Below are 22,302 nucleotides of genomic sequence, written 5' to 3'. Positions count from 1 at the left end.
GTGGTCGGGTGAAGCCCTGCCACATGTTTTCGTATAGCTTTGATCCTCTCTTCGTTCGGGCGGTCTCCTTCCAAACATGTGACAGTGCTTTCGTATAGCTTTGATCCTCTTCCCGCGTATACAACATAATGAGGGGCAGTTCAAAGTAGCTTCCTTGAATTCTTTTAACCAAAGCCGCGTAGGAAGAAGCGCATTTCCAGTCCAAGCGCCTCTGGAGCCCATCCTAGCTTGGAAATGAATGGCGGGGAATTTCAGCTTCACTTATGGAATACTCCATCGAAACTTCTACGTTTGAAGCGCTCCCGCCATACATTTCCAAGCGGACAGTCAATCTCCCCTTGCGGGGCGTAGGCCGAAGCGAAGACTGGAAATGCGCTTCTTCCCCCACCACAGCAGCTCTAATAAACAAAAAGACCGCCAGATCTATTACCCTGACGGTCCAACATACTAATCTATGATTTCATCCGAAAACGAAAGAGAGAATCCACCTGAGAGTAAATAAAGATAACTAGACACGTTCCCTTTTGGCTTGATGATCTGTTTGATCGCCCGGACGTATAGCCTGATCTGGCCTTCGTATCTTCTCTTCATCTCTTCGATGGCTACAGCAGTCGCCTCTTTTGCCATCCAATCTGTCTTGAAATCGATCAGGACGAGGCTTCCATCCTGCTCCTCCAACAGGCAATCAATGACTCCTTGGACGACAACCTGTTCGTCGCTCTCTTCACCTAACTCCGCTTCTACTTCATAAGCAGGAAGCACGAGGGTAAATGGCAGTTCACGATGCACGACCGCCGCCGACTTCATTCGCTGCCCCAAAGGATCAGCGAAGAATCTGGCGATCTGGGGAACATCTACTGCCTGTACCTGCTCGTCAGTCAAAAAGCGGTGAGCGGCGAGTGCTGTCACCTGCTCCCGAATATCCGCTTCATCCAGCGGACGCTTCAAATCGAGATGCTGGAACACTAAGTGCGTGATTGTCCCTTTTTCAGCTGCTGTCAGTCGATTGGATTTTTGCTCAGACAAAAACTTTGGCTTTTCCGTAATCGACGGCAGTGTGAGTGGCTGTCCGTCTTTGCTAACTTTGGCATGTCGCTTTAGTTCGCTGACACTCCATTTCGCAGCTACGCGTGGCGCAATTGGATGTGGGTCCTGCCACCCTAATCTCTTGTCGACAATCTCTCGCAAAGTGTCATCAGACGGTCGTTCCTCGATCGCCTCTCGTCTGGTCATGCGCTCCCACAGTGACACCTCGTCGTTGGTTGACTCTCCTTGGGCACGGAGCTCATCGACCTGATAGAAGTGAAACGACCAAACCGAATCATCCGGCACACTTCTGACTCTTACGACTTCACCTGAGCCTTGTTGCTCTGGATATGCCCGCAGCAATCCTGCACCAGGATGTCGCAGTATCGCACGCCCTACCCAGTCCAGGTATCCCTTTGCCTGAATCAAGTCTTCGTCACTAAGCCGCTCGCTGTCATCCTGTCTGCCCCAGTCCATCGCACTTTTTGCGAGATCCTTGGATGAACCGACAAGAATGAGCTTCTCGCGTGCACGCGTCAAAGCCACATAAAGCACACGCATTTCCTCTGCCAGCATATCCCGGCGCAGCTTTTGCCGGATGCCTAGCGCAGCCAGACTCGGATAGCGCAGCTGCATGGAGGGCTCAACAGCCATCGGGCCAAAGCCCAGATCTTTATGCAGCAAAAACTGGCTTTTCAAATCCATCGTATTAAACTGCTTGCCCATACCCGCCACAAAAACAACTGGGAACTCCAGCCCCTTACTTTTGTGGATCGTCATGATGCGTACGACATCCTCATTTTCTCCGATGGTTCGTGCTTCGCCCATATCATTGCCTGCTTCTTGCAGACGGTCGACAAAGCGCAAAAAGCGGAACAAACCACGATAGGAGCCAGCTTCGTATTGTCTCGCACGATCATAGAGCGCACGCAAGTTGGCCTGTCGCTGCTGACCGTTTTCCAAAGCCGCCACATAATCGAGATAGCCCGTCTCCCGGTACAGCATCGTCAGCAGCTCCGCTAAAGCACCTCTGCGAGCCTCTGTCCGCCATAGTTCCAATCGGACAAAAAACTGTCGCAGCCTTTTCTCCCACGGCTCTTGGGCCGGGCGTTCCTCTGCATATTGGAGTACGGCTTGGTGAAACGGCCCTGTCGTGTAATGAATGCGGATTTGAGCAAGTTGCTCCTCCCGCAAACCGACGATAGGAGACCGCAATACAGCTGCTAATGGAATGTCTTGGAGCGGGTTATCAATGACACGCAGCAAGGAGAGCATCGTTTCTACCTCAGTCGCCGCGAAATAACCCGCAGTCTGCTCCGCATACACAGGAATTCCTGCATCGTGCAGCTCCTCTTGCATCGTCTGCCCCCAGCCTGAGGTCGCACGAAGTAAAATAACGATATCTCGATAGGCCAGCGGGCGCATTCCTCCAGCCTTTTTATCGAAAACGAGCAGTGGTTCTTCTCCCTCGCCTGGCTCCATCCAGCGGCGAATACGGCTGGCGATTAAACGTGCTTCCAGCTGTGCTACACTCGCTTCCTCTACGGACTCTCCCTCGGGAATACCTGTTTCGCCCTCATCTGTCGCCTCTGCAACTACCGCCTGATCTTCTTCCGCTATCGCTGTATTCCGGTCGATCAGATGCATCTCTGCCTGCAAACGGTTCGGCTGTGCTTCAGGATAAGACGCACGGTTGATCAGCTCCGCCGATGGATCATAACCAATCTCACCTACCCCGTGAGACATGATCTGACGAAACAAAAAGTTAACGGCATCTACGACTTCCCTTCTACTGCGGAAGTTCGCCGCCAGATCGATACGCCGACCGATGCACGCTTCGTCAGCATCACCATCTTTTTGATAGGTCACATATTTTTCGAGAAACAGCTTCGGTTCTGCCAAGCGGAACCGATAAATACTCTGCTTCACATCTCCCACCATAAAGCGATTCGCTGGCTGACCATTCGCTCCGTCTCGGGAAACCATTTGCAAGATTGTCTCCTGCACGAGGTTGATATCCTGATATTCGTCTACCAGCACCTCCGCGAACTGTTCGCGCAATTGAGTGGAGATAGAAGAAGGAACAGTCTCCCCGTACTCATTCGTTTCGGTTAGAACGCGCAATGCAAGATGCTCCAAGTCGCCAAAGTCGACTAAGCCACGCGAGCGCTTCTCCAATTGAAATGCATCCGAAAATGCTGTCACCAGCCTAGCCAATGTCTGCATGTGAGGAGCAATCCGCTGCAAATCTGCTACGTACTGCTCGGCTCTCGTAGAAAAGTATTGCTCGATTTGCTCTGCCAGTTCCTTTTTCACGCTGTTTCGCAGGTCTTGCACCTGTTCCTTCACGAGCGGATCTGTGCCTTTCACTGGAGGCAGCTTGGCAAATACAACACCTCGAACCGCTTCAACAGTCGCTTCCCAGCCATCTCTGCAAGCCGCTCCGGCACGCTGCAGGGCAGCTGCTTCCGCCTCAAGCAAAGGCAAATAGCCAGCAGGCCCTTCCGGGGAGCCTGCCAATAGAACTGACCTGCGCATCTTAGCCGTCATTCCACCGAGTGCCAGCTCCATAGAACGCAGCACGCTTCTGGTCCACTCCAGCCCGTCCAGACCGTTTTTATTATGAACCACAAACTTTCCAGCCGCTTCCCCGAGCCATTGTTCTGGTGCTGGATGACTGCGCGAAAACTCATAGAGCCGGAGTAGTAGTATGGTAAGAGCATGATCGTCCTGACCATCCAGCATCACATCAGCTAATGCATGAAAATCCACGTCATTCTCATACCAGCTCTCCAGCTGTTCCTCCAAGACATCCTGCCGCAAAAGCTCCCCTTCCATCTGATCGGCAATGCGAAAATCAGGATCGAGTTCAATCAGATAGTAATACTGGCGCAAAATTCCCAAGCAAAACGAGTGAAGTGTCGTAATCGTCGCCCGCTGGAGCAGTGCCAGTTGTCGACGCAGGTGGGAAGAGTGCGGGTCATCTTTCAATGCCTTTCGCAAGGCATCGCCAATCCGGTGACGCATCTCAGCGGCTGCCGCATTGGTAAAGGTCACCACCAACAGCTGATCGACTCCAACCGGGTCCTTCTCGTCCATGATACGTCGGATAATCCGCTCAACCAGGACTGAGGTTTTCCCAGAGCCTGCCGCCGCTGCCACCAGGAGATTATTCCCGCGCTGGATAATCGCTTGCCATTGCTCGTCCGTCCATTGCTCAGGCTTGGCCTGCAATTGCTGATCCGCCATCGGTCATTCCTCCTTCTCCTGCCATCTGCTGCTCTGCCAGCATGCTCCATATTTGCTTGTTGTTCCACTTGGCAAGCTGTCGGTGCTCATTCCCGCCTGCATCTCCATCGAACTTGCATACTGGCTTGTACGAACAGTAATCGCAAGCGGTCATCGTCCCATTTGTGTACGGTTCGATCTGGATTTCCCCGTTGGTCATGCGCGTACTGATTTGCTTCACGGTATCGCGAACATAGGAGGTCAAGGCTTGGAACTGCTCGGTTGTTGCCACAGATGATCGCGACGAAAGCGTTCCGTCCTTTTTGATTTCAAATGGCACCAGCTCTGACGCACCTTGCTCTACATAGCCATCCATCATTCGTGCCAGCTCTGGGTCTGCGAGCATCAAGCCTTTCATACGCAAGCGCTTTGCCCGCTCCTTTGCCGCTTCGTCAGCCGTTAGCAAGCGTTTTGCCGTCACAAAAGGATCGGCTACCTGATAGTAGAAAACGCCTCCCATTTCGGCCTTTTTCCCTAGCCATTCCTCGGCATTTGCCACGACGACATCCAGATAGACGAGCAGTTGCAAGTTCAGGCCATTCCAAACATCGGAAAGAGACAGCTGCTTGGGACTCGACTTGTAGTCAATCACACGCAAATACGGGACCTCACTATCCAGTGATTGGTCAACGCGGTCAATCCGTCCGATTAGCTGAAGCTCCACGCCATTTTCAAGCGTTAAAGCCAATCCCGGCAAATCTGAATTCGGCCCAAACGAAACCTCCAGCCCTACTGGTGCAAAACGGCTGCGCTTCGCATGCTCCCCAAGGACATAAATCGCGCGGCCAACAGCTCGCTTCAGCTTGCCGGACAAATAACGATACCGGGCTGTCCGCGTCAAAATGCTGCTGCGAGTCGCTGGAACCAGTTCTTCTACAACCACGTTTGCAAGCTGCATGCTATTGTCTTCCGTCAGCTTGCTCCACTCCAGATTGTCTTCGTTCATTTTTTCAACGGCTCGCTTGAGTGAAGCGTGGAACAGCTCCCCCACATCGAAACGCTCCAGCTTGTACATCGTTCTCTCCGCCAATCTGAGACCGTGGGAAGAGAAATGCGAGAACGGACATGACTGGAACCGCTCCAGACGTGACACGCTCATTTTTAGTTGTTTGCCGTACAAGGTCGTGCTTGTTTCCAAGTCCAGCTCCTGCGGCCGATTAAAGTAGCGCAAGCCGGACAACAGCCACTGCTCCCGTTTGACATCGGGAGAAGCGCGAATATACCAGTCGTATACCTCCCACCAGAAGTCTGGCAGCTCACCCGTTTTCTTCATAGATCGCAATAGCGTCAAAAGATGGCGGAACACACGTCTCGGATGTCCCAGCAGGAATGCATCTATCTCGTGCTGCCCCGTCGGTTCGTTGTAAAACACCTGATGCGGGATATCCGGCAGCACTTCCCGGATGCGGGTAAACACGGAGGAGGGCAGCAGTGCCTTGCCCTCTTCATCCGCCAACGCACAGCTCAGGATCAGCCTCTCCGATGGTCTCGTCATCGCCTGGTACAGCAGGTAAGGCTCTGCCATCAACCGTTGCTTCGCACTCGGTGCCAGAGACATGCCCATTTCAGCCAGGCGCTCACGTTCCGCCTCATCCAGAATCCCTTCTTCTTTTGGACGCAACGGAATAATGCCCTCGTTTACGCCAAGCAAAAACAGAGCTTTGACATCCGGTTGACGGGAGCGCTCCATGGCCCCGATCAGCACCTGATCCAGTGCCGGGGGAACGAGTCCCAATTCAATCGTCTCCAGACCGCTGTCGAGCACACGGGCAAATGTCGCCAGGTCCATGCTCTCGTCGCCCATGACCTCCACGACCTGATCCATCAGCTCGATCAATCCCGTCCATACTTGTCCGTGCACCTGTGCCGCATCGAGATCACCGTCATTTTCTGCCTTTCGCTGCCAATGCTCCAGCCTGTTAGGCACATCCAGCGCGATCAGAAAGTTGTACAGAGCAAGGGTCATTTCCTGTACATTTTTGCCCGTTGCTTGCTTCATCTCTTTTTCAAAGGACAGGAGCGGCGCTGCGTATTTGCGTCTCAACTCATCGATTTTCGCGTCTTCCTCAGCACCAGCTTGCCCACGGAAATGCCACGCGGACTCTTCTGCCCATTGATAGCCAAAGACACCATGAGCCAGCACGTAGTTTTCGAGTCGGTCGATTTCCTTCCGGGCTGTATGCTCATCGGTAATATCCAGCAGGAGCAGGTCTGTTTTCAAGCAGCGGAATACAGCGTCGTATCGCCACCTTGTAACAATGACCTCCAATGCCGAGCGCACCAGCTCTACCAAGGGATGGTGCATGACGGAGCGCTTCTGGTCCAAGAAGTGCGGGATGCCGTATTCGGTAAACACAGCCGAAATCTCATCAGCGTACGTCCCAATTTCCCGAAGCAAAATCGCCATGTCCTTCCAGCGATACCCTTCTTCTCTCGACAGAGTCAGGAGCTTCAGCGCCACAGCCTCTACCTCTGCCCGCCTGTTCACTGCTGAGAGCATCGTCACTTCGTCCGCTCGTCCAGACTGATCCGGGAGCGGCGGGTCTCCCCATTGGAAATACATTTGTTCGACTTGACGCAGCCACGGACTGCTCTTGAATCGCTGTGCCTCGGTCAATAAAAGTGGCTTGGCGATTGATACACCCGATTCATGCGCCATCAGTGTCAAGGCTTGGTACGTTCGTAGCGTAGGGTGGAACAACCCCAGTTCATCCACAGAGGCGTCACGTTCATTCGGGTCAAGCGTCAGCGCAATCGTCACCTGCTTGGCGTGCTGCATCAACTGCTCGATCAAGCGCAGCTCTTGATTCGTAAACCCGGTAAAGCCATCGATAAATATTTCAGCCTGCTTGATGTACAGGGAATCACGCACCATCGTGGCCACTCGGTTCAGGATGTCGTCCGCATCACAATACCCCTCTGACAAGTAAGCCTCGTACGCATTCATAATCAAGCGAAGGTCATGTATTTTTTGATTGAGATTGGCTCCTCCCCACTCCAGATTCTCGGAATGGGAGAAGGATACCCCGTACGATTTGCACTCGCTAATCAAGCGACCGAGCTGAGAAGCAAACCCAGGCTGTGTCGCCGAGCGCCCGAATACGTTCAGCTCTTCTTTGTGTCTCTCCAAAAGCATACGCAAAACCATATGCTTACCCAGATCGTCAACAGGCACGGTAGTCAGATCGCCCAGCTCCTGCATGAGCCTGTGAGCCAATCGACCGAAGCTGAGCACTTGTGTCCCCATCACACCGCCTAGCTCTGGCAGTGTAGCGAGCGCATACTCTTCCTGAAAGCTGGCCTGTTCCGGCACGAGCAGAATCATAGGCGAACCCAACGGCTTTTCCCGCAGCCGGGCTTGCATCTGCCGATGAATCGATTCTGTCTTCCCCGTTCCTGCCCGTCCCAGTATAAATTGGACTGCCATGATTTTTCCCCTTCCCTACTCCATTTCCAGATGCAGCATGCTTCCTTTTCCCATCGGTTCTGCAGGTGTCACGACCAGACGACGCGGCATGCGCACACGTATTTCCGGGACGTGGCTAATGACCCCGATGGTGAAATCGTCCATGCGCAGTCGCTCAAGCGCATCCATAACGACTTCTAAAAGCTCCGGATCGAGTGTCCCAAAGCCTTCGTCCAAGAAGAAAAACTCCAGGCGCCCGCCACGCATTTGAATCTCCATCGACAGGGCAAGAGCCAGCGACAAGGAGGTCAGGAATGTTTCCCCACCAGACAATGTGCTTACTGGACGGCGCATTCCTCCAGCTCCCTCATCCCGCAAAACAAATTCGCCCTCGTCCCCGATCTCCAGCCCGTAACGGTTGGCGGTCATCCGCTTTAGGTGATAGGAAGCGTCTCTTGCGATTGTTACCAGTTTTTCCTCCGCAATGAACTGGACAAACGCCTTGGCTTCGAACAACTTTTTCAACTCTTCCAAGCGGCTCTGCTCATCCTGCTGCTGTACCATCTCTTTATGAAGCTCTTGCCATTTGTCATGATTTTTTTCCATGCGATCCACGTGCTCTTTAGCGACAGCGACTTGCTTTTGCGCCTCCTGGAAGGCTTGCTCCCATTGATCCCACGCCTCTTTTGCGGTGGTGAGCTCTTCCTGTGTAAACGAACGGCCTGCTACTGCTTGCTTCAGCCTTTCTTCCTCGTAACGAAGCTGCCCTGCGATTCGCGTGTAAGCCTCGACTTGTTCCTGTGCCTTTGGCAATTGCTCGCGCTCTGCGTACCGCTCCCGTACATACTCAACAGTACCGAGACCTGTTTCCTGCAAGCCCTTGTACAAGGTCTCGTGAGCTTCCGTGCGTTGCCGTGTGAGGATGGCTAGTGTCTCCGAATACTTGACCAGATTGTTTTGCACCGTTTCCCGCGCTTCGGCTGTTTCTTTGCGCTTTGTCTCTGCCAGCGTGACTGCCTGACGCAAACCGAGGAGAGAATCCTCTACCCGCATCAAACACTCCTGCGCAGTAAGTCCTCCTGTGCGCTCCAGCCATTGGGCATGCTTTTGTTCCCACATGCGCTTTCTATCTTCAAGCTTTTCCTTCAGAGCCGCTTCCCGTGATTTGCCCTCTACCTTACGCGACTTGGCGGCTTCTACCTGCATCGTCAGCTTTCCACGCAGTGTTTCTTTCTCTGATCGTACCTGCTGCAGTTCAGCCAAACGGCGATCTGATCTTCCGATTTCCTCGTACCGCTGTTCGATTTCCTCGATGGGAAGCTCATTACGCTTCTCGTCCAGCTCTTCTCTGGAGTGCTTTTCTTGCGTGAAAGCAGCGTCCATACGCGCTTTATTCTCATCGATTGCCTTCTGTGCCTGCTCGAGCAACAGCGTGCTCCGCTCCATCAAGCGTTTCTTTTCCGCTTCTTCCTCACGCAAGACCTCCAACTGCTGCTGCAATTGCTCACGCTCTGCTTTAAGTCGCTCTCTTTCCGCTTGCTTGGCGATCAGTTCTTTTTCCTCGCGCTGATAGACAGCGAGAAGCTCTTCAAAAGAATCCACGATCCAAGGCTGTTCGTAGCCGCGACACTCTGCCTTTATCGCTTCCAAGCGCGCTTCCAGCTGTTCCTGTTCAGCCTTTACGCTTGCTAGGCGCTCATCAAAAGCAGCAATCGCTCCCTTTGCTGCCAACCAAGCTTCCTTGGTCTTGCCTGCTTCTTGTTCAGCCGCACGCAAAGCCTCTTCTGAAGCTTTGATTCGGGCACGCAGGGCATCACCCTCCGTTCCCGCTTCAGACGCTTTTGTATCGTTCTGGTGGCCGTGTGGGTGGTGTTCGGAACCACATACCGGACACTCCTTGCCTTCCTCTAAACGTTCGCGCAAAAATCGCGCCATGTTTTCCTGCTGCCAGCGTTCCCATTCCTGGCGCAGCTCATCTCGTTGGGCCAGCTGACTCTTCACAAGTGCTTCGCTTGCCTCTACTGCCCGAGTCAGCTCTTGATTACGCTCATCCAGTTGCTTGCGCTCCTGGACGATGTGTTGAGACTTCTCCTGCCAGGATGAGAAAGCCTGCAATACTTCCCGCCACTGGCGACCTACCTGCTTCATGTCTGCCAGAACATTTCTTGCTTTCTCCCATTCTGCTTCGCTCATCAAAGCCGAGTCAGCTGGTGCTGCCAGCTCTTCTCTTTTTTGTGCCAAGCGATTCGCACACGCTTCCCAGCTGCGCTTGTGCTCATCGGCAGTATGGGTTGCCGCCTGAATGTGCTCCTGTACTGCGAGTTGTTCTTTTTCCAGCTCACGTACCTTGGCATGGTCCCGCTCCCACTGCTGCTTCGCTTCTCTGGCTGCTGCTATTTGTGCACGCCATTCAGGAGAGATGGTGACCTGCTTCATCTGTTCTTGCAGATCCGCCCACGCAAGCTCCCAGTTTTTTAAGTCGGCTTCATCCTTTTCCAGCTGTTGTTCTGTGTTAGTCAAGGCGACTGACACTTCATTCCACTCTCGCTCAAGACCTGTCCATTCTTCCCGGATCGCCTTTAGCTCCTCTTCCCACTCCTGCGCCTGTACCAGCCTACCCTTTTGCTGAATCAGTAACGGCTCCTGTTCAGCCAACTCGGCATGGACCTTCTGATACGCTTGCTCTGCCTCATCTACGGCCAAACGAGCACTCTCCTGCTGTTCGCGGCTGCGTTCCAATGCCGCACCGGTCGCATGCCATTCCTGATCCAAGCGCTCATATTGCTGGACTAATGGCCACAGTCGAATACTCGACTCCCATTCACGAATCTTCGCGGTTAGGGATGCCATTTCCGCTTCATTTGCTTCCTGCTGCTGTAGTTGCGCCTGGACTTGCATTAGCTCCTGATGCCACTGGTTAAGCTGTTCCAGCTCTTTAAGCTTCCCGGCCAGCTCCTGTTTTTGCTGGGTGAATTCCTGCTCTTTTTGCGCAGCTTCCTCCCACGTTTGTCTCGCCAGCTCCAAGGCTTCTGGACCTGCGTCACCCAGAGCTGCACTCGCCAGTTGCAAACGATGCATCTGTTCCTTGACCTGCTCCAAAGCATGCCGTACGCGCTCACTCAGCTTTTCCCCATAAATATGTAGGCGGAACATCCGTTGCAGCATCTCATTGCGCTCACTGCCCTTCAGCGTCAAGAAGCGGGAAAATTGACCCTGTGGCAAAACGACCGCCCGGGTAAAGTCCTGCAAAGTGAGACCAATCAGTGCCTCAATCGCGGCTGTCGCGGACGTGGCTTTGGACTCCAATACGACATCCGGCTCTCCGGTCAAGGCTCCCGACTGAATCAGCCTCACTTCCGGCTGTCGCTTGTTCCCCTTTTTATCCAGACCAAATTCTCGTTCCACTGTATATTGCTTGCGCTCTTCGCCAGTCCCCAGCTCAAAGGTAAAGGAAACGAAAACGCGCTGCTCCAGCTGGTTTAGCACTTCTTTCGGGTGGTTACCCCCGCCCAGCCGGACGACCTGCCCGTACAACGCTAGGGTGATCGCGTCCAAGATCGTCGATTTCCCGCTTCCAGTCGGGCCGAATATCCCAAACAATCCCGCCTGACATAGCATTTCGAAATCGACCTCTTGCATTTCTCGATAGCTGTGCATCCCTGCCAGCTTCAATCGTATCGGTCTCACTCTTCTTCCCCCTCTCCTCCGGTTTCTGCCAATAGACGCTGGAACAAGGCCACCAGCTGCTCATCCGGCTCTGCTCCCCGTCTCCGTTCATAGAAGCGCTTGAACAATTGATCGGACGTCAGCTCTGTCAGCTCGACCCGCTGTTCCTCTTCCTCCTCACGCTCTTCCCTCACGACAACACGCTGTATTTTCAAGAAATCATCCGAAAGCTTGCGGACACGCTGAAATTCTGCTGGGTCGATCACGCCAGATACATGCAGCTCCAAGTCAATCCACGCCCCTGCATCGCGTCCCTCTGCCAACCAGCGCTCGACTTGCTCGATTCCCTCCGTTGCTTTCCACCGTGCCAATGGCCGTGCGCTCGTCAAATAAATGATCTCCTCACGCACTTCTTGCCCTGGCTCCACCTCGACCAGTACGACTGCCTTGCTCTGACCCGCTTCAGAAAAGCTGTACGAAATCGGTGAGCCACTGTAACGCACCAACGGCTTGTCACTGAGCTTTTGCAGTCGATGGAGATGCCCGAGTGCCACATAATCAGCGTTCTTCGGAAAAGCCTGCGGCGATACAGTCAACGCTCCCCCAATTTGAATCGGTCGCTCGGAATCCGTTTCCTTACCGCCCATGACAAACAAGTGACTCGTGACCAGGTTAACCGTATCCTCGCGAAAATGAACAGACAGATCAGCAAGCAATTGTGCAATGCGCTCGGAAAAAGCAAGCTGCATCTGCTCCAGGGTAAAGCTTTCGCTTAATAGCTCCTTTAATCGCGATTCAGAAGGATAAGGCAAGGCCAAAATTACTGCATTCGCAGCGCAGCCGGGAATCTTCATTTCCAGCCAAGAAGGGCCTCCCTGCACAATTTGCACGCGATCAGAAGATGACTCCTGTGTCAGTAATGGTGCTTCCTTCGGCAAGCCCAACAAAACGATCCCGTGCTTTGTGGCAAGCGGCGCTGCTGCTCGCACCCGCTCAGGCTGGTCATGGTTCCCCGCGATCACGACAACACCTCGCCTGCCTTCCGAAGACAAGCGCTCCAATGCATCATAAAAAAGCTCTTCCGCCCAAGCAGGCGGATTGACCGAATCATACACATCCCCAGCAATGAGTACCAAATCTACTTCCCGCTCATCAGCTATGTGACAAAGCTCGTCCACAAATGCTGCTTGCTCAGTCCGGCGGTCCCGCCCTTCCAGCTGCCGCCCGAAATGCCAGTCGGCTGTATGTAATATCCGCATAACTCCTATCACTCTCCACGATCATGTGTTTGCTTTTCATTGTAACAAAAGACAGCGCTGTTCGCGGTTGAAATTTACTCCACTTCCCCGTAACTTTTGCTCCTGACCGCTCGTCTTCCAACTGAACAGATCGTCATCCCCGATTTCATCCCGGAAAGGAGCTCGTTACCGTTGCGTACTTCCCGCCTGCTAATCAGCTTAACAGCAGTACTTGCCGCCCCTTATCTCGTCCAAGCTGCCTCTGTGCCCCTTGCCTCCAAGGAGCCTACCACATCACAAGTGATGGAATGGATTAACAAGCAAGCCAAAGCTCCCATTGTTACCGACAACTTTGATTTTCAACTCGTCAATCTCGATGATGACCCGGAACCAGAAATTGTCGCCAAGCATAACGGTGGCGTACATATCGGTAACTTTTACATTTTGGATCAAAGGCCAGGTCGTACGTATGCCCTCATCGCGGAAGAGGAATGGAATCCACCGCGCCTGCAATTGGAGCATTGGGACTATACACGTGAAGTGAATTCCCCCTCGATTGATAAGAACGCGGAAGATGAACCGCGTCTACTCGCAGGAAAACGGGTTTTTGAAACAGTCCAGCATACTGGCGGATCAGGCGTATCGATCTACGAGGCGAATCTGTGGTATTTGGACAAAGGTCGTCTGGTCAAAGCATGGGAAGGACTGCTGCGGGAAACCGTTTCCGTGCCGGGTGGTCAACTTTTTCGAACTGTCGGCAGTTATCAAATCGTACATGATGACGAAGCAAAACCACTGCTCTACCACTGGCAAACGAAGCAGGAGCTAAACCCGGATACAGGTGAACTACTGCTGGGCAAGCCTGAGACTACTTTGCAAATGTATCGTTGGGACAATGGTGTTTTTGTTCCTTTGAATGCAGGAAAACCGCCAGGGCAATAGCCTGACGGTTCGTAATTCGCTGTCCTCTATCGGTTTAGGTGGGGACGAAGACCTGCCACATGTTCTCCAGTCGCCTTTTTCCTCTCTGCGTTCGGGCGGTCTCCTTCCGAACATGTGACAGGTCTTCCCAACAGCTGTGTATCTGATCCGATGCTTTTACATCATTGTGAAAGTATGACCAGGAGCTTCTTGAATTTACTCGCAAGATATTTAATAAAATGTCGCGTAGGAAGAAGTGCATTTCCAGTCCAAGCGCCTCTGGAGCCCTACCCAGCGCAGAAATGAATGGCAGGGAATTTCAGCTTCACTTATGAGATCCTTCCTCGAAACTTCAACGTTTGAAGCGCTCCTGCCATTCATTTCGGAGCGGACAGTGAATCCCCCTTGCAGGGCGTAGGCTGAAGCGTTGACTGGAAATGCGCTTCTTCCCCACCACTACAGCTATATAATAAAAAAGCTGCCCTCCACGAATCAGGAGCGCAGCTTTTCCTCTTATCTTCTCAGCTTTTCATTTGTCGGTGACTTCAACGTCTGCAAGCACATGTAGCAGATGATCCCGAACAAAATCGTGATAATCATGGAGTGAGTCAGCGTAGCGTACAGGTGAAGCTTGTAAATAATGACGAAGCCGCCGCTGAACACCTGCGCGATGCAAAGAATAAAGCTCAGGATACTTGCACCGTACAAGTCACGCCGTTTTTCCTTGAAATGACGTATGCAGTAAATCATTGTCCCCAACAACAAGAATCCCAACACCAACGCAGCGATTCTGTGGGCAAAATGAATACCGGTCTGTCCGTATAACTCTGGGATGACCTGTCCCTGACACAGCGGCCAGTCACTGCACGCCATACTTGAACCTGTATGTCTGACATACGCTCCGAGATAAACGACAGCGTACGTATAAATAGCGACGAACCACATCCAGTTGCGGAAGCCTTTTGAGACGGTCGTTTTCACCAAGCTTTGCGTTTTTTCTCGCTGATAAACGAACACACTCAACAAGAATACGCCTGAATAAGCAAGCAAAGAGAATCCGAAATGCAGAGCCAAAACAGATGAGGACTGTGGCCAAATAACGGCAGAAGCGCCGAGAATGGACTCCACTACGATGAAAAACAAACCAAAAATAGCGAGATTGCGAACTTCTTGGTTGCCTTTGTAATAGCGCCAGCAAAGTACAGAGAAAATCGCGACAACAATACCGGCAACACCTGTAATCAGGCGATGAGAATATTCAATAATGGATGCCAACGTATATTCTGGAACCCATTTACCGTTGCACAGCGGCCAGTCATTTCCACAGCCGAGTGCTGAATCTGTTTTTGTAACAAGCGAACCGGCTACCATCACGATAAACATGATCAAGGTAGCGAGAAAAGCTAACGGCTTTAGCCATTTTTCCATAGTAATTCACCCTGTTTCTTGTGAGGATCAAACAACACCTCGTTCTATGTCCTCTCTTACGATAATGAAACATCCCCTGCTAAGCAAGGGATGTTCCGTGAACATTTAGTGAGTGTTTCGTGTCAATAATAGTTGACCATGGTACTAATGACGATCGCTGCACAAAATACGGTCAAATAAAGGATGGAAAAGCCAAACAGTTTACGTGCCCAAACAAGATCATCCTTGGTTTTGAACCCTTGTAAAAGCAGAACCATATACACAATCCCCATCACGCCCATGACAAGCAAATACACATAGCCTAGGCTAGCATGGACAAACAGCAGCAAAGAAGCTGGGAACAATACCGAACCCCACAGCACCATTTGTCGCTTCGTCTCGGCAAAGCCTTTTACTACCGGTAGCATCGGCAGATTACCTGCACGGTATTCTTCTGTTTTCAGCATGGCCAGCGCCAAAAAATGGGGAGGCTGCCACAAAAACAAGACCAGGAACAACAGCCAAGCCGTCATGTCCATGGTGCCTGTTACCGCTACCCACCCAATCACCGGAGGAGCTGCACCTGAAATACCGCCAATCACCGTATTGAGAGTCGTCACTCGCTTCAGCGGCGTGTAAATCAGCACGTAAAAAATGTGACCGATTAATCCCCAAACCGCCGCCAAGGGATTCGCATATACAGCCAAAACGGTAACCCCTGCCAACAGTAGGCCAATCCCTAAGAGGATCGCGTTACGTGCAGAAATTCTTCCGGTCGCTACCGCACGATTTTGCGTCCGCTTCATTTTTTTGTCCAGATCACGGTCGTAGAAATTATTTAAAGCAGCACCCGACATAATGACCAAAGCGGTTCCCAGCATGGTGAATAGAGCCAGTTTCCAGTTCGGATAACCGTAGGACGCTAACCATAAAGCAGCAAAAGTGGTCATCAAGTTTGACAGGGTAATGCCAGGCTTCGTTAGTTGTACGTAATCCCCAAAGGTAGCTGGCCCTACCGGCTGTGTCTGCAAAGAAGCATCGGCATCAAGCGATTCCTGCACGGTCATTTGCTGGTCCACGTTTTGTACCTCCTGTTTCCTTCTATCTGAACATCCGAATCATGTCTGGATAAACTAACTACATTGTATCCAATGCCCAAAAAACTACGAAAACGATTACTTACCAAAAATTACATCCAGCACACCAGACGTCTCGCCACCTGGATAAACCCAGTACAGCAACAAATAAACCGCAGCTCCTGTAATCGAAGTGACAAACCACACAATGGACGTCCAAGGACCGATTTTACGATGCGAAGCATAGTTTTTCTTGTAAGCGTATCTGAGTGTAATCAGCCCCATCACACCACCGACTGTTGCCAGGATGATGTGGAAGAACAAGAATGTCTGATAGATTGGCTTAATGCTGTCTGGTCCGCCAAAATGCGTGTTTCCGATAAACACCGTTCTGGAGACATACGTGATAAAGAAGATCGTGGCACAGATCGCAGCCCATTTCATAATCTTCATATGCTTTTCTACTTGTTTTTTCGCAATGGCGTACCAGCCAATCGCAACGAGAATTCCGCTAATGACGATAAAAGCCGTACTTACCGTAGGCAATATGAGCCCCATTTTTTCACCTCATTCTACAAACGTTTCTGCTGTTCGCGCGTATTTAAAAAGTCGGCTTTTCAGCACCGAAAGATTGATCCATCGGCATGTCGTCCTGCTTCTCTGCCTTGTACCAATGGTAGAAGACATAGGCCAGCACACAGCCGTAAACAAGCTCCTGTACCAGCTTCATAATGATTCCGCCAAGACGCTGGTCGTTAAACGCGTCGAGACTCTCGAATAGCTGTGGAGCAGCTATATAAGTAGCGTACAGCGGTTCCGAGGCAAAAATAATCAGCGCACAGGCTGGCGTAATCAAGACACCGTTTGCAAAAACGTACGACAGCTTTTTCAATCCGGCCAGTTGTCTCTTGTTATCAGACAACGGACTCACAATTGGCCACCACATCGCAAATGCGGCAATCACGAGAATGACATGATAAAACGTCATCCACTCATGGTTGATCGCGACGGCATCAAAAATAAACGGAACATGGTAAAACGAAAACAGTGAGTTGAACAACAGCGCTGCCACTAACGGATGTGTCAAAGAATTTAGGATGAACTTCAGTGCTTTCGGACGGAAAATCTTGGCCAAAAGCCATTCAGGCATTGCCAGGAGCATAAGCGGTGGCAGGGCAAAGTACAAGATCGATTGTTGGAGCATGTGCAAACTAAACATGTAATGATGGCCGTAATAACTGATAGGGCTTCCTTGTGCGGCGTAAAACAACACGATTGCCAACACAAAAAGTAATCTTTGCTTGCCAGTCGCCGGTGTAGCGTTTTCAAAACGTTTATGCATAGGACCTGTTACGAGAAAGTAGACAGTAGTCACGAGCAACGACAAAAGCATCACATCCGGACTCCATAAATCCGAAAAGGTTGCTGATCCGGTAGCTGGTGACATCTCGTGCATTTGATGTTCATTTCCCATTTTTATATCCTCCCTTCCAAATGCAAAATCTTGGACGATACCACTCTCGCTGGGCGTCGTCATATGTACGTTTTGTGTCAATATGAAATACCAATTTTTATCTATTAAATGTTGCCCTTGATCCAATCTCCATTATACCGTTGATTCCCTTTTTCTTTGTAGACAAAAATGAACAAAGTGTTGAACAATACAATTCACAAAATTTACACAAAAAAAGCTCCTTATGATTGGAGTCAACATAGTGGAGGAGAAGAAAAAGCACAGTTCTCTTCGACTCTGACACGCCCGCAAGGGGGATTCACTGGCCGTCTCCACTTCAAAAAGGGGACCGTCGAGCCAAAGCCACCCTACGGGCGGAAGATTCTCAGGGAAGAAGTGTTCGACAAGCGGGTCCCCTTTTTGAAGTTCCGACTGGGTAGACGTTGTCAAGGTCTACGAGCCCTGTGCTTTTTCTTCTCACCAGCTTTATTGGTTCATCGTTACCTTGTAAAACCTTTCCTATATGAAAATAAAAAAGAGTCCAGATCTTGTCTGAACTCTTTTTCCTTTCTAATATTAAAGTCCAAAGGAAACGAACTTCGTCTCCAGGTACTCATCCATTCCGTAGCGGCCACCCTCACGGCCGATTCCGCTTTCCTTGAATCCGCCAAACGGCGCTTGCGTCTGCGTAGGAGATCCATCATTGATTCCAACGATTCCGTATTCGAGGAGCTCAGCCATACGGAAGCAACGCTGATTATCGCGGGTGTACACATAAGCAGCCAAGCCGTAACGTGTATCGTTTGCCATCTGTACGACATCCGCTTCCTCTGTAAAACGCACGAGTGGAACGACAGGACCGAACGTTTCCTCAAAAGAGATTTTCATATCCGATGTAACGCCAGCAAGCAAGGTCGGTTCGCAATAGAAGCCCTTCGCATAATCACCTTCAACCAAACGATTTCCGCCGTATACCACTTGCCCGCCTTTGTCCTTGGCGTCCTCGATATGCTCGAGCACCTTGTTCAAGGCACGCTCGTTCACCAGTGGACCGATCTCCGTCTCTTTCTGGCGTCCATCGCCTACCTTCGCACGCTTCAGACGCTCTACCAGCTTTTCTGTGAACGCATCTGCGACATCCTCGTGGACGTACAGACGGTTCGTGCAAATGCACATTTGACCGGAGTTGCGGAACTTGCTCTCAAACAGACCTTTTACGGCTGCATCCAGATCGGCATCCGGGAATACGATGAACGGTGCGTGACCGCCAAGCTCCATGCTGACGCGCTTCACTTGCTTTGCCGCGCCCTCCATCAGCAGCTTGCCGACACGAGTGGAGCCTGTAAATCCGATTTTGGAGAGCTTCGGATTGTCGATGAACTCCTTCCCAATCGATTCTGGATTTCCAATGACAAGGTTTACGACGCCTTTTGGAAATCCAGCCTGCTCAATCAGCTCAAACATGCGAATCGCAGACAGCGGCGTGCTTTCTGCTGGCTTTAATACCACCGTGCAGCCCGCAGCCAAAGCCGGAGCGATCTTACGTGCAACCATGTTCACTGGGAAGTTCCACGGGGTAATCGCCCCTACCACTCCTACTGGCTGACGCAGCACCATGATGCGCTTGTTCGCAACCGAGGATGGGATCGTTTCTCCGTTGACACGCTTGGCTTCTTCTGCGTACCAGACAAAGTTATCAGCGGCACCCAGCACTTCGCCTTTTGCCTCGCCCAAAGGCTTGCCCATTTCAGCAGAAATGATGCCCGCCAGTTCATCCCGATTGTTTTTCACCAGCTCGGACAAGTTGTACAAATATTTGGCGCGCTCGCGAGCAGTCAGTCGAGACCAGCTTGCAAATGCCTGATGAGCAGCGTCGATGGCCTTGTTGGCATCACGCCCATCGCCGAAGGTAACTGTTCCAACTGTTTCACCTGTAGCAGGATTCGTAATCTGAATGGACTCGCCACTCTCGGCAGTCACCCATTCTCCATTAATAAACATTTGCTTGTACTCTCCCATGACATTCGCTCCTCTCAATCTCTCTCAATAGATTGGTTTTAGGGCCTCAAACGGATTTTTGCAGTGCCGGCAATACAAAATACTTCGACAAGCAGCAGGGCCAAACAAATTTTCCATTTGTGTATACGGGGAATCACAGTAGGGACATGCCACTTCCCATGTATCTCCCGGTTTGAAGTCAAGCGGTGGCGGCGCGATGCCAAAGCTTTTCAGCTTATCGCGAGCATCCAAGGCGATACGATCAGATGTCCAGGCTGGATCATAGACGAACGCTACCTGAACCTGATTGATTCCTTCTGCCTCCACCAGCTTTTCTGTGATGTTCTTCTTCATGATCTCGAGTGCCGGACAGCCGACGAAGGTAGGGAGCACCTCGACGTGTACGACGTCTGCCTCGACGCGCACTTTGTGAATCATCCCCATCTCCACCATGCTGATCACCGGAATTTCGGGATCCGTTACTTGCTGCAGCAGTTCCCAGCATGTCGCTTCAAGCCCTTCATGCAGTTGCAGTTCTTCTTGCGCCATGAGAGAATCACTCCTTTTTACCAGCCTGCAGCCGGATCAATGCGATACACTTCAGACAAGGTAGCCAAAGCTTGCACCAGATCAGCAGTATGTTCACCGTGACGGCCGCGTTCTTGTGGCACTCCTGGCTCACCCGGCCAGTTGAGTCCTGCTTTTTCGAAAATGTCTTTGGTCAGTGTCAGCCATTTTTGTTTCAGTTGCTCTTCTTCTGCAATTAGGCCAAATTGAACGATATCGCCCTGGTTTTGTCCAAGATGAGGCAGCTCCCCGGCATCCTTCCAAACTTTTGCAATGGCTGCCTCCAGCTTCTGACGCGCATCAGCCGTACTGTTCGCCAATTGCTTCAACCAAACTTGCCAGTGCATCAGATGATAGCGATGCTCTGTCATCATTTTGCGACTGACCAGCGCAAGTGGTGCGTATGACGACTGCGTAAGAGCCTCCAAGCGAACCTGCTTGTATAAGCCGTACACATAGCTGCGAACAATCGCATAAGCCCAATCATAATGAGGATGATCGTTGTAATCGCCGTCACCGTTTTTACGCTCTACCAAGATCGCATTGGAAAACGCCTTCGCCTCACGCAGCTGTGCGAGATCGTCTGCTTTGCCTACCCCTAATTGCTCAAGCATTTCATAAAACATCACGGCATGGCCCATCATGTCCTGAGACATCGATGAAAAAGCCACGTCTTCTTCAATATGCGGAGCAAGCCCAAGCCATTCCGATCCGCGATATGCCAATATAAAATCGTCATCAGCAAGCTGGAACAACAGGTCGGTCAAGGCTTTTGCAAATGACGGGTTTTGTTTTGCTGCTTCCACTGTTTCTACATGTAAACGGTCGCCCATGATTGTATCCCTCCTGCTTAACTGCCGTTGCCTGCATGCTTCTGTTTTTCTTCGTACTGCTCGCGATGGTTACGCCATCTCGACTGCAAGTCGCCATATCCTCTGGTCTCCCGATAGCTCTTGTTGTCGAGTCTTTCTAGGAAAGGACGCTCCTCTGGCGGCAGTCCAAAAATGTCGTCGCGCTTGACTACCCACAAATTAAAACAAGGCTCGCGGCGCAGGAAGTTCTCCCTCGCCATGCTCAATGCGACTTCTTTATTGGGTGCCAACAAACTGAACTGTTGGACGAACGGAGCATTTACGCTTTTTTGGCTGAATACTTCGTATATGAAAAAGTTCTCGTTGCTCATCCACATTCACCTACCCTACTTGTCGGCCGTACGACATAATTGCGTCGCGCACCCATTTGGTTTCCTCATAAGACATTACCCGAAGATTCAGACGGTGAGCGGAGCGAGGTCCGTTTCCCTTGACGATTTGCTTGAACTCTTCCCAGTCAGGCTGTTGATAGACCCATTTGTCTTCTACATCGTCGAAGTGAATCGTATCGTCTGGAACTGTGAAGCCAAGGTGGAAAATTCGCGGCAAATACTTTTTCAGGAATACTTGGCGCAATTCCTCATTGGTCTGTGTACGAATCTTGTAGCGCATGTTGGCTTCTTGATTGCTCGTAATGTTGCCGTTTTCCGGCGGTCCGAAAAACATCAAGAGGGCAGGCCACCAACGATGAATGGCATCTTGCAGCATTTGACGCTGTTCATCGGTGCCTTCTGCCAACTCCAAGACGATGCTCTCCCCATGTTGGGCGTGGAACTTTTCCTCCGCACAGATCCGATGCAGAGCGCGGGCATACGGTGCATAAGATGTATCGAGGGACATCGATTGCGTAATGATAGCCGCTCCGTCAACCAGCCAACCAATCACACCAGCATCAGCCCAGGTAGGCGCTTCCATGTGGAATACATTGTGAAATTTCAGTCTTTTTGTAAACAAATCATTCATGATATCCTCGCGCGTCTTGCCCAATGGCTCAAGCAAGTCTTCTGCGACACGAAGCAGCAATTGACCATGCCCCATCTCGTCCTGGACCTTTGCCATAATTGCCAGCTTTCTGCGCAGTGTTGGCGCCTTTGGTACCCATTCTTTTTCCGGCAAGGCACCCATGATCTCACTGATGCCATGCATCGAAATCAGCTTGATCAACTGGTTGCGATAGTCGTCTGGCATCCAATCGTCTGCCTCTATTTTTTCCCCGCGATCGATTCTCGCTAAAAACGCTTCCAACTTTTCGTTTTCAGTCAGATCGGCATGTTCGAGCCTCATTTGCATGGAGAACGCCCTCCTTTTATCAGATATGCATTATGTTAAAATTATAATACGTTTTTATAACGCAATAATAACATATCGTCATACGTTTTTGCAA

Annotated in this window: 14 protein-coding genes; 1 reads left to right on the top strand and 13 read right to left on the bottom strand. The window is 51.3% G+C overall.

Annotated elements, in window-relative coordinates; all coding sequences use genetic code 11:
* Positions 1-447: 447 nt before the first annotated feature.
* Genes addA through HP399_RS05475 form a run of 4 tightly spaced genes read right to left on the bottom strand, consistent with a single transcriptional unit; the run spans position 448 to position 12,645 of the window.
* Positions 448-4,275 carry a helicase-exonuclease AddAB subunit AddA gene (gene addA, locus HP399_RS05490; RefSeq protein ID WP_173616683.1) on the bottom strand — a complete coding sequence of 1,276 codons (3,828 nt, stop codon included), beginning with the start codon at positions 4,273-4,275 and terminating at the stop codon, positions 448-450.
* Positions 4,244-7,741 carry a helicase-exonuclease AddAB subunit AddB gene (addB, locus tag HP399_RS05485; protein ID WP_173616684.1) on the bottom strand — a complete coding sequence of 1,166 codons (3,498 nt, stop codon included), beginning with the start codon at positions 7,739-7,741 and terminating at the stop codon, positions 4,244-4,246. Before addB ends, addA begins: the two co-directional genes overlap by 32 nt.
* Positions 7,742-7,756: 15 nt before the next feature.
* Positions 7,757-11,407: an AAA family ATPase gene (locus tag HP399_RS05480; protein WP_173616685.1), complete on the bottom strand. Its 3,651-nt coding sequence runs from the start codon at positions 11,405-11,407 to the stop codon at positions 7,757-7,759.
* A complete protein-coding gene (locus tag HP399_RS05475) occupies positions 11,404-12,645 on the bottom strand; it encodes an exonuclease SbcCD subunit D (RefSeq protein ID WP_173616686.1) in 1,242 nt (413 codons plus the stop codon). Before HP399_RS05475 ends, HP399_RS05480 begins: the two co-directional genes overlap by 4 nt.
* A 171-nt stretch (positions 12,646-12,816) precedes the next feature.
* On the opposite strand from HP399_RS05475, the gene HP399_RS05470 reads away from it, so the two are divergent.
* Entirely contained in the window at positions 12,817-13,566 is a 750-nt protein-coding gene (locus tag HP399_RS05470) for a hypothetical protein (protein WP_173616687.1), read from the top strand.
* 492 nt (positions 13,567-14,058) lie between these two features.
* On the opposite strand, the gene HP399_RS05465 is transcribed toward HP399_RS05470, so the two are convergent.
* The 9 genes from HP399_RS05465 to paaA all read right to left on the bottom strand — a co-directional run bounded on the left by HP399_RS05465 (position 14,059) and on the right by paaA (position 22,208).
* Entirely contained in the window at positions 14,059-14,973 is a 915-nt protein-coding gene (locus tag HP399_RS05465) for a COX15/CtaA family protein (protein ID WP_173616688.1), read from the bottom strand.
* A 122-nt stretch (positions 14,974-15,095) separates the two neighbouring features.
* Positions 15,096-16,031 (bottom strand): heme o synthase, encoded by a 936-nt coding sequence (cyoE, locus tag HP399_RS05460; protein WP_173616689.1) that lies wholly within the window; start codon positions 16,029-16,031, stop codon positions 15,096-15,098.
* 96 nt (positions 16,032-16,127) lie between these two features.
* Positions 16,128-16,586 (bottom strand): DUF420 domain-containing protein, encoded by a 459-nt coding sequence (locus HP399_RS05455; RefSeq protein ID WP_173616690.1) that lies wholly within the window; start codon positions 16,584-16,586, stop codon positions 16,128-16,130.
* 43 nt (positions 16,587-16,629) lie between these two features.
* Positions 16,630-17,502, bottom strand: coding sequence for a cytochrome c oxidase assembly protein (locus tag HP399_RS05450; RefSeq protein ID WP_007728157.1), 873 nt, complete (start codon positions 17,500-17,502; stop codon positions 16,630-16,632).
* Between the two features lie 555 nt (positions 17,503-18,057).
* Positions 18,058-19,500, bottom strand: coding sequence for an NAD-dependent succinate-semialdehyde dehydrogenase (locus tag HP399_RS05445; RefSeq protein ID WP_048034702.1), 1,443 nt, complete (start codon positions 19,498-19,500; stop codon positions 18,058-18,060).
* A 24-nt stretch (positions 19,501-19,524) separates the two neighbouring features.
* Complete coding sequence (gene paaD / locus HP399_RS05440; protein WP_106656177.1) at positions 19,525-20,028, bottom strand: 1,2-phenylacetyl-CoA epoxidase subunit PaaD; 504 nt, start codon at positions 20,026-20,028, stop codon at positions 19,525-19,527.
* Between the two features lie 17 nt (positions 20,029-20,045).
* The gene (gene paaC / locus HP399_RS05435; RefSeq protein ID WP_173616691.1) at positions 20,046-20,879 is read right to left on the bottom strand and encodes a 1,2-phenylacetyl-CoA epoxidase subunit PaaC; all 834 of its coding nucleotides are present in this window, start codon (positions 20,877-20,879) and stop codon (positions 20,046-20,048) included.
* 17 nt (positions 20,880-20,896) lie between these two features.
* Complete coding sequence (gene paaB / locus HP399_RS05430) at positions 20,897-21,229, bottom strand: 1,2-phenylacetyl-CoA epoxidase subunit PaaB (protein WP_173616692.1); 333 nt, start codon at positions 21,227-21,229, stop codon at positions 20,897-20,899.
* Between the two features lie 10 nt (positions 21,230-21,239).
* Positions 21,240-22,208 carry a 1,2-phenylacetyl-CoA epoxidase subunit PaaA gene (paaA, locus tag HP399_RS05425; RefSeq protein WP_173616693.1) on the bottom strand — a complete coding sequence of 323 codons (969 nt, stop codon included), beginning with the start codon at positions 22,206-22,208 and terminating at the stop codon, positions 21,240-21,242.
* Between the last annotated feature and the right edge of the window lie 94 nt (positions 22,209-22,302).

The sequence above is a fragment of the Brevibacillus sp. DP1.3A genome (assembly GCF_013284245.2).
GTDB lineage: Bacteria > Bacillota > Bacilli > Brevibacillales > Brevibacillaceae > Brevibacillus.
This window is presented reverse-complemented; position numbering and strand designations above follow the sequence as displayed.

Bases quoted from the DNA above. Each gene is read 5' to 3' on its own strand.
- HP399_RS05450 (WP_007728157.1), bottom strand. From the start codon at position 17,502: ATGGGAAATGAACATCAAATGCACGAGATGTCACCAGCTACCGGATCA.
- paaD (WP_106656177.1), bottom strand. From the start codon at position 20,028: ATGGCGCAAGAAGAACTGCAACTGCATGAAGGGCTTGAAGCGACATGC.
- paaA (WP_173616693.1), bottom strand. From the start codon at position 22,208: ATGCAAATGAGGCTCGAACATGCCGATCTGACTGAAAACGAAAAGTTG.
- HP399_RS05445 (WP_048034702.1), bottom strand. From the start codon at position 19,500: ATGGGAGAGTACAAGCAAATGTTTATTAATGGAGAATGGGTGACTGCC.
- addB (WP_173616684.1), bottom strand. From the start codon at position 7,741: ATGGCAGTCCAATTTATACTGGGACGGGCAGGAACGGGGAAGACAGAA.
- HP399_RS05455 (WP_173616690.1), bottom strand. From the start codon at position 16,586: ATGGGGCTCATATTGCCTACGGTAAGTACGGCTTTTATCGTCATTAGC.
- paaB (WP_173616692.1), bottom strand. From the start codon at position 21,229: ATGAGCAACGAGAACTTTTTCATATACGAAGTATTCAGCCAAAAAAGC.
- paaC (WP_173616691.1), bottom strand. From the start codon at position 20,879: ATGGGCGACCGTTTACATGTAGAAACAGTGGAAGCAGCAAAACAAAAC.
- HP399_RS05475 (WP_173616686.1), bottom strand. From the start codon at position 12,645: ATGCGGATATTACATACAGCCGACTGGCATTTCGGGCGGCAGCTGGAA.
- HP399_RS05465 (WP_173616688.1), bottom strand. From the start codon at position 14,973: ATGGAAAAATGGCTAAAGCCGTTAGCTTTTCTCGCTACCTTGATCATG.
- addA (WP_173616683.1), bottom strand. From the start codon at position 4,275: ATGGCGGATCAGCAATTGCAGGCCAAGCCTGAGCAATGGACGGACGAG.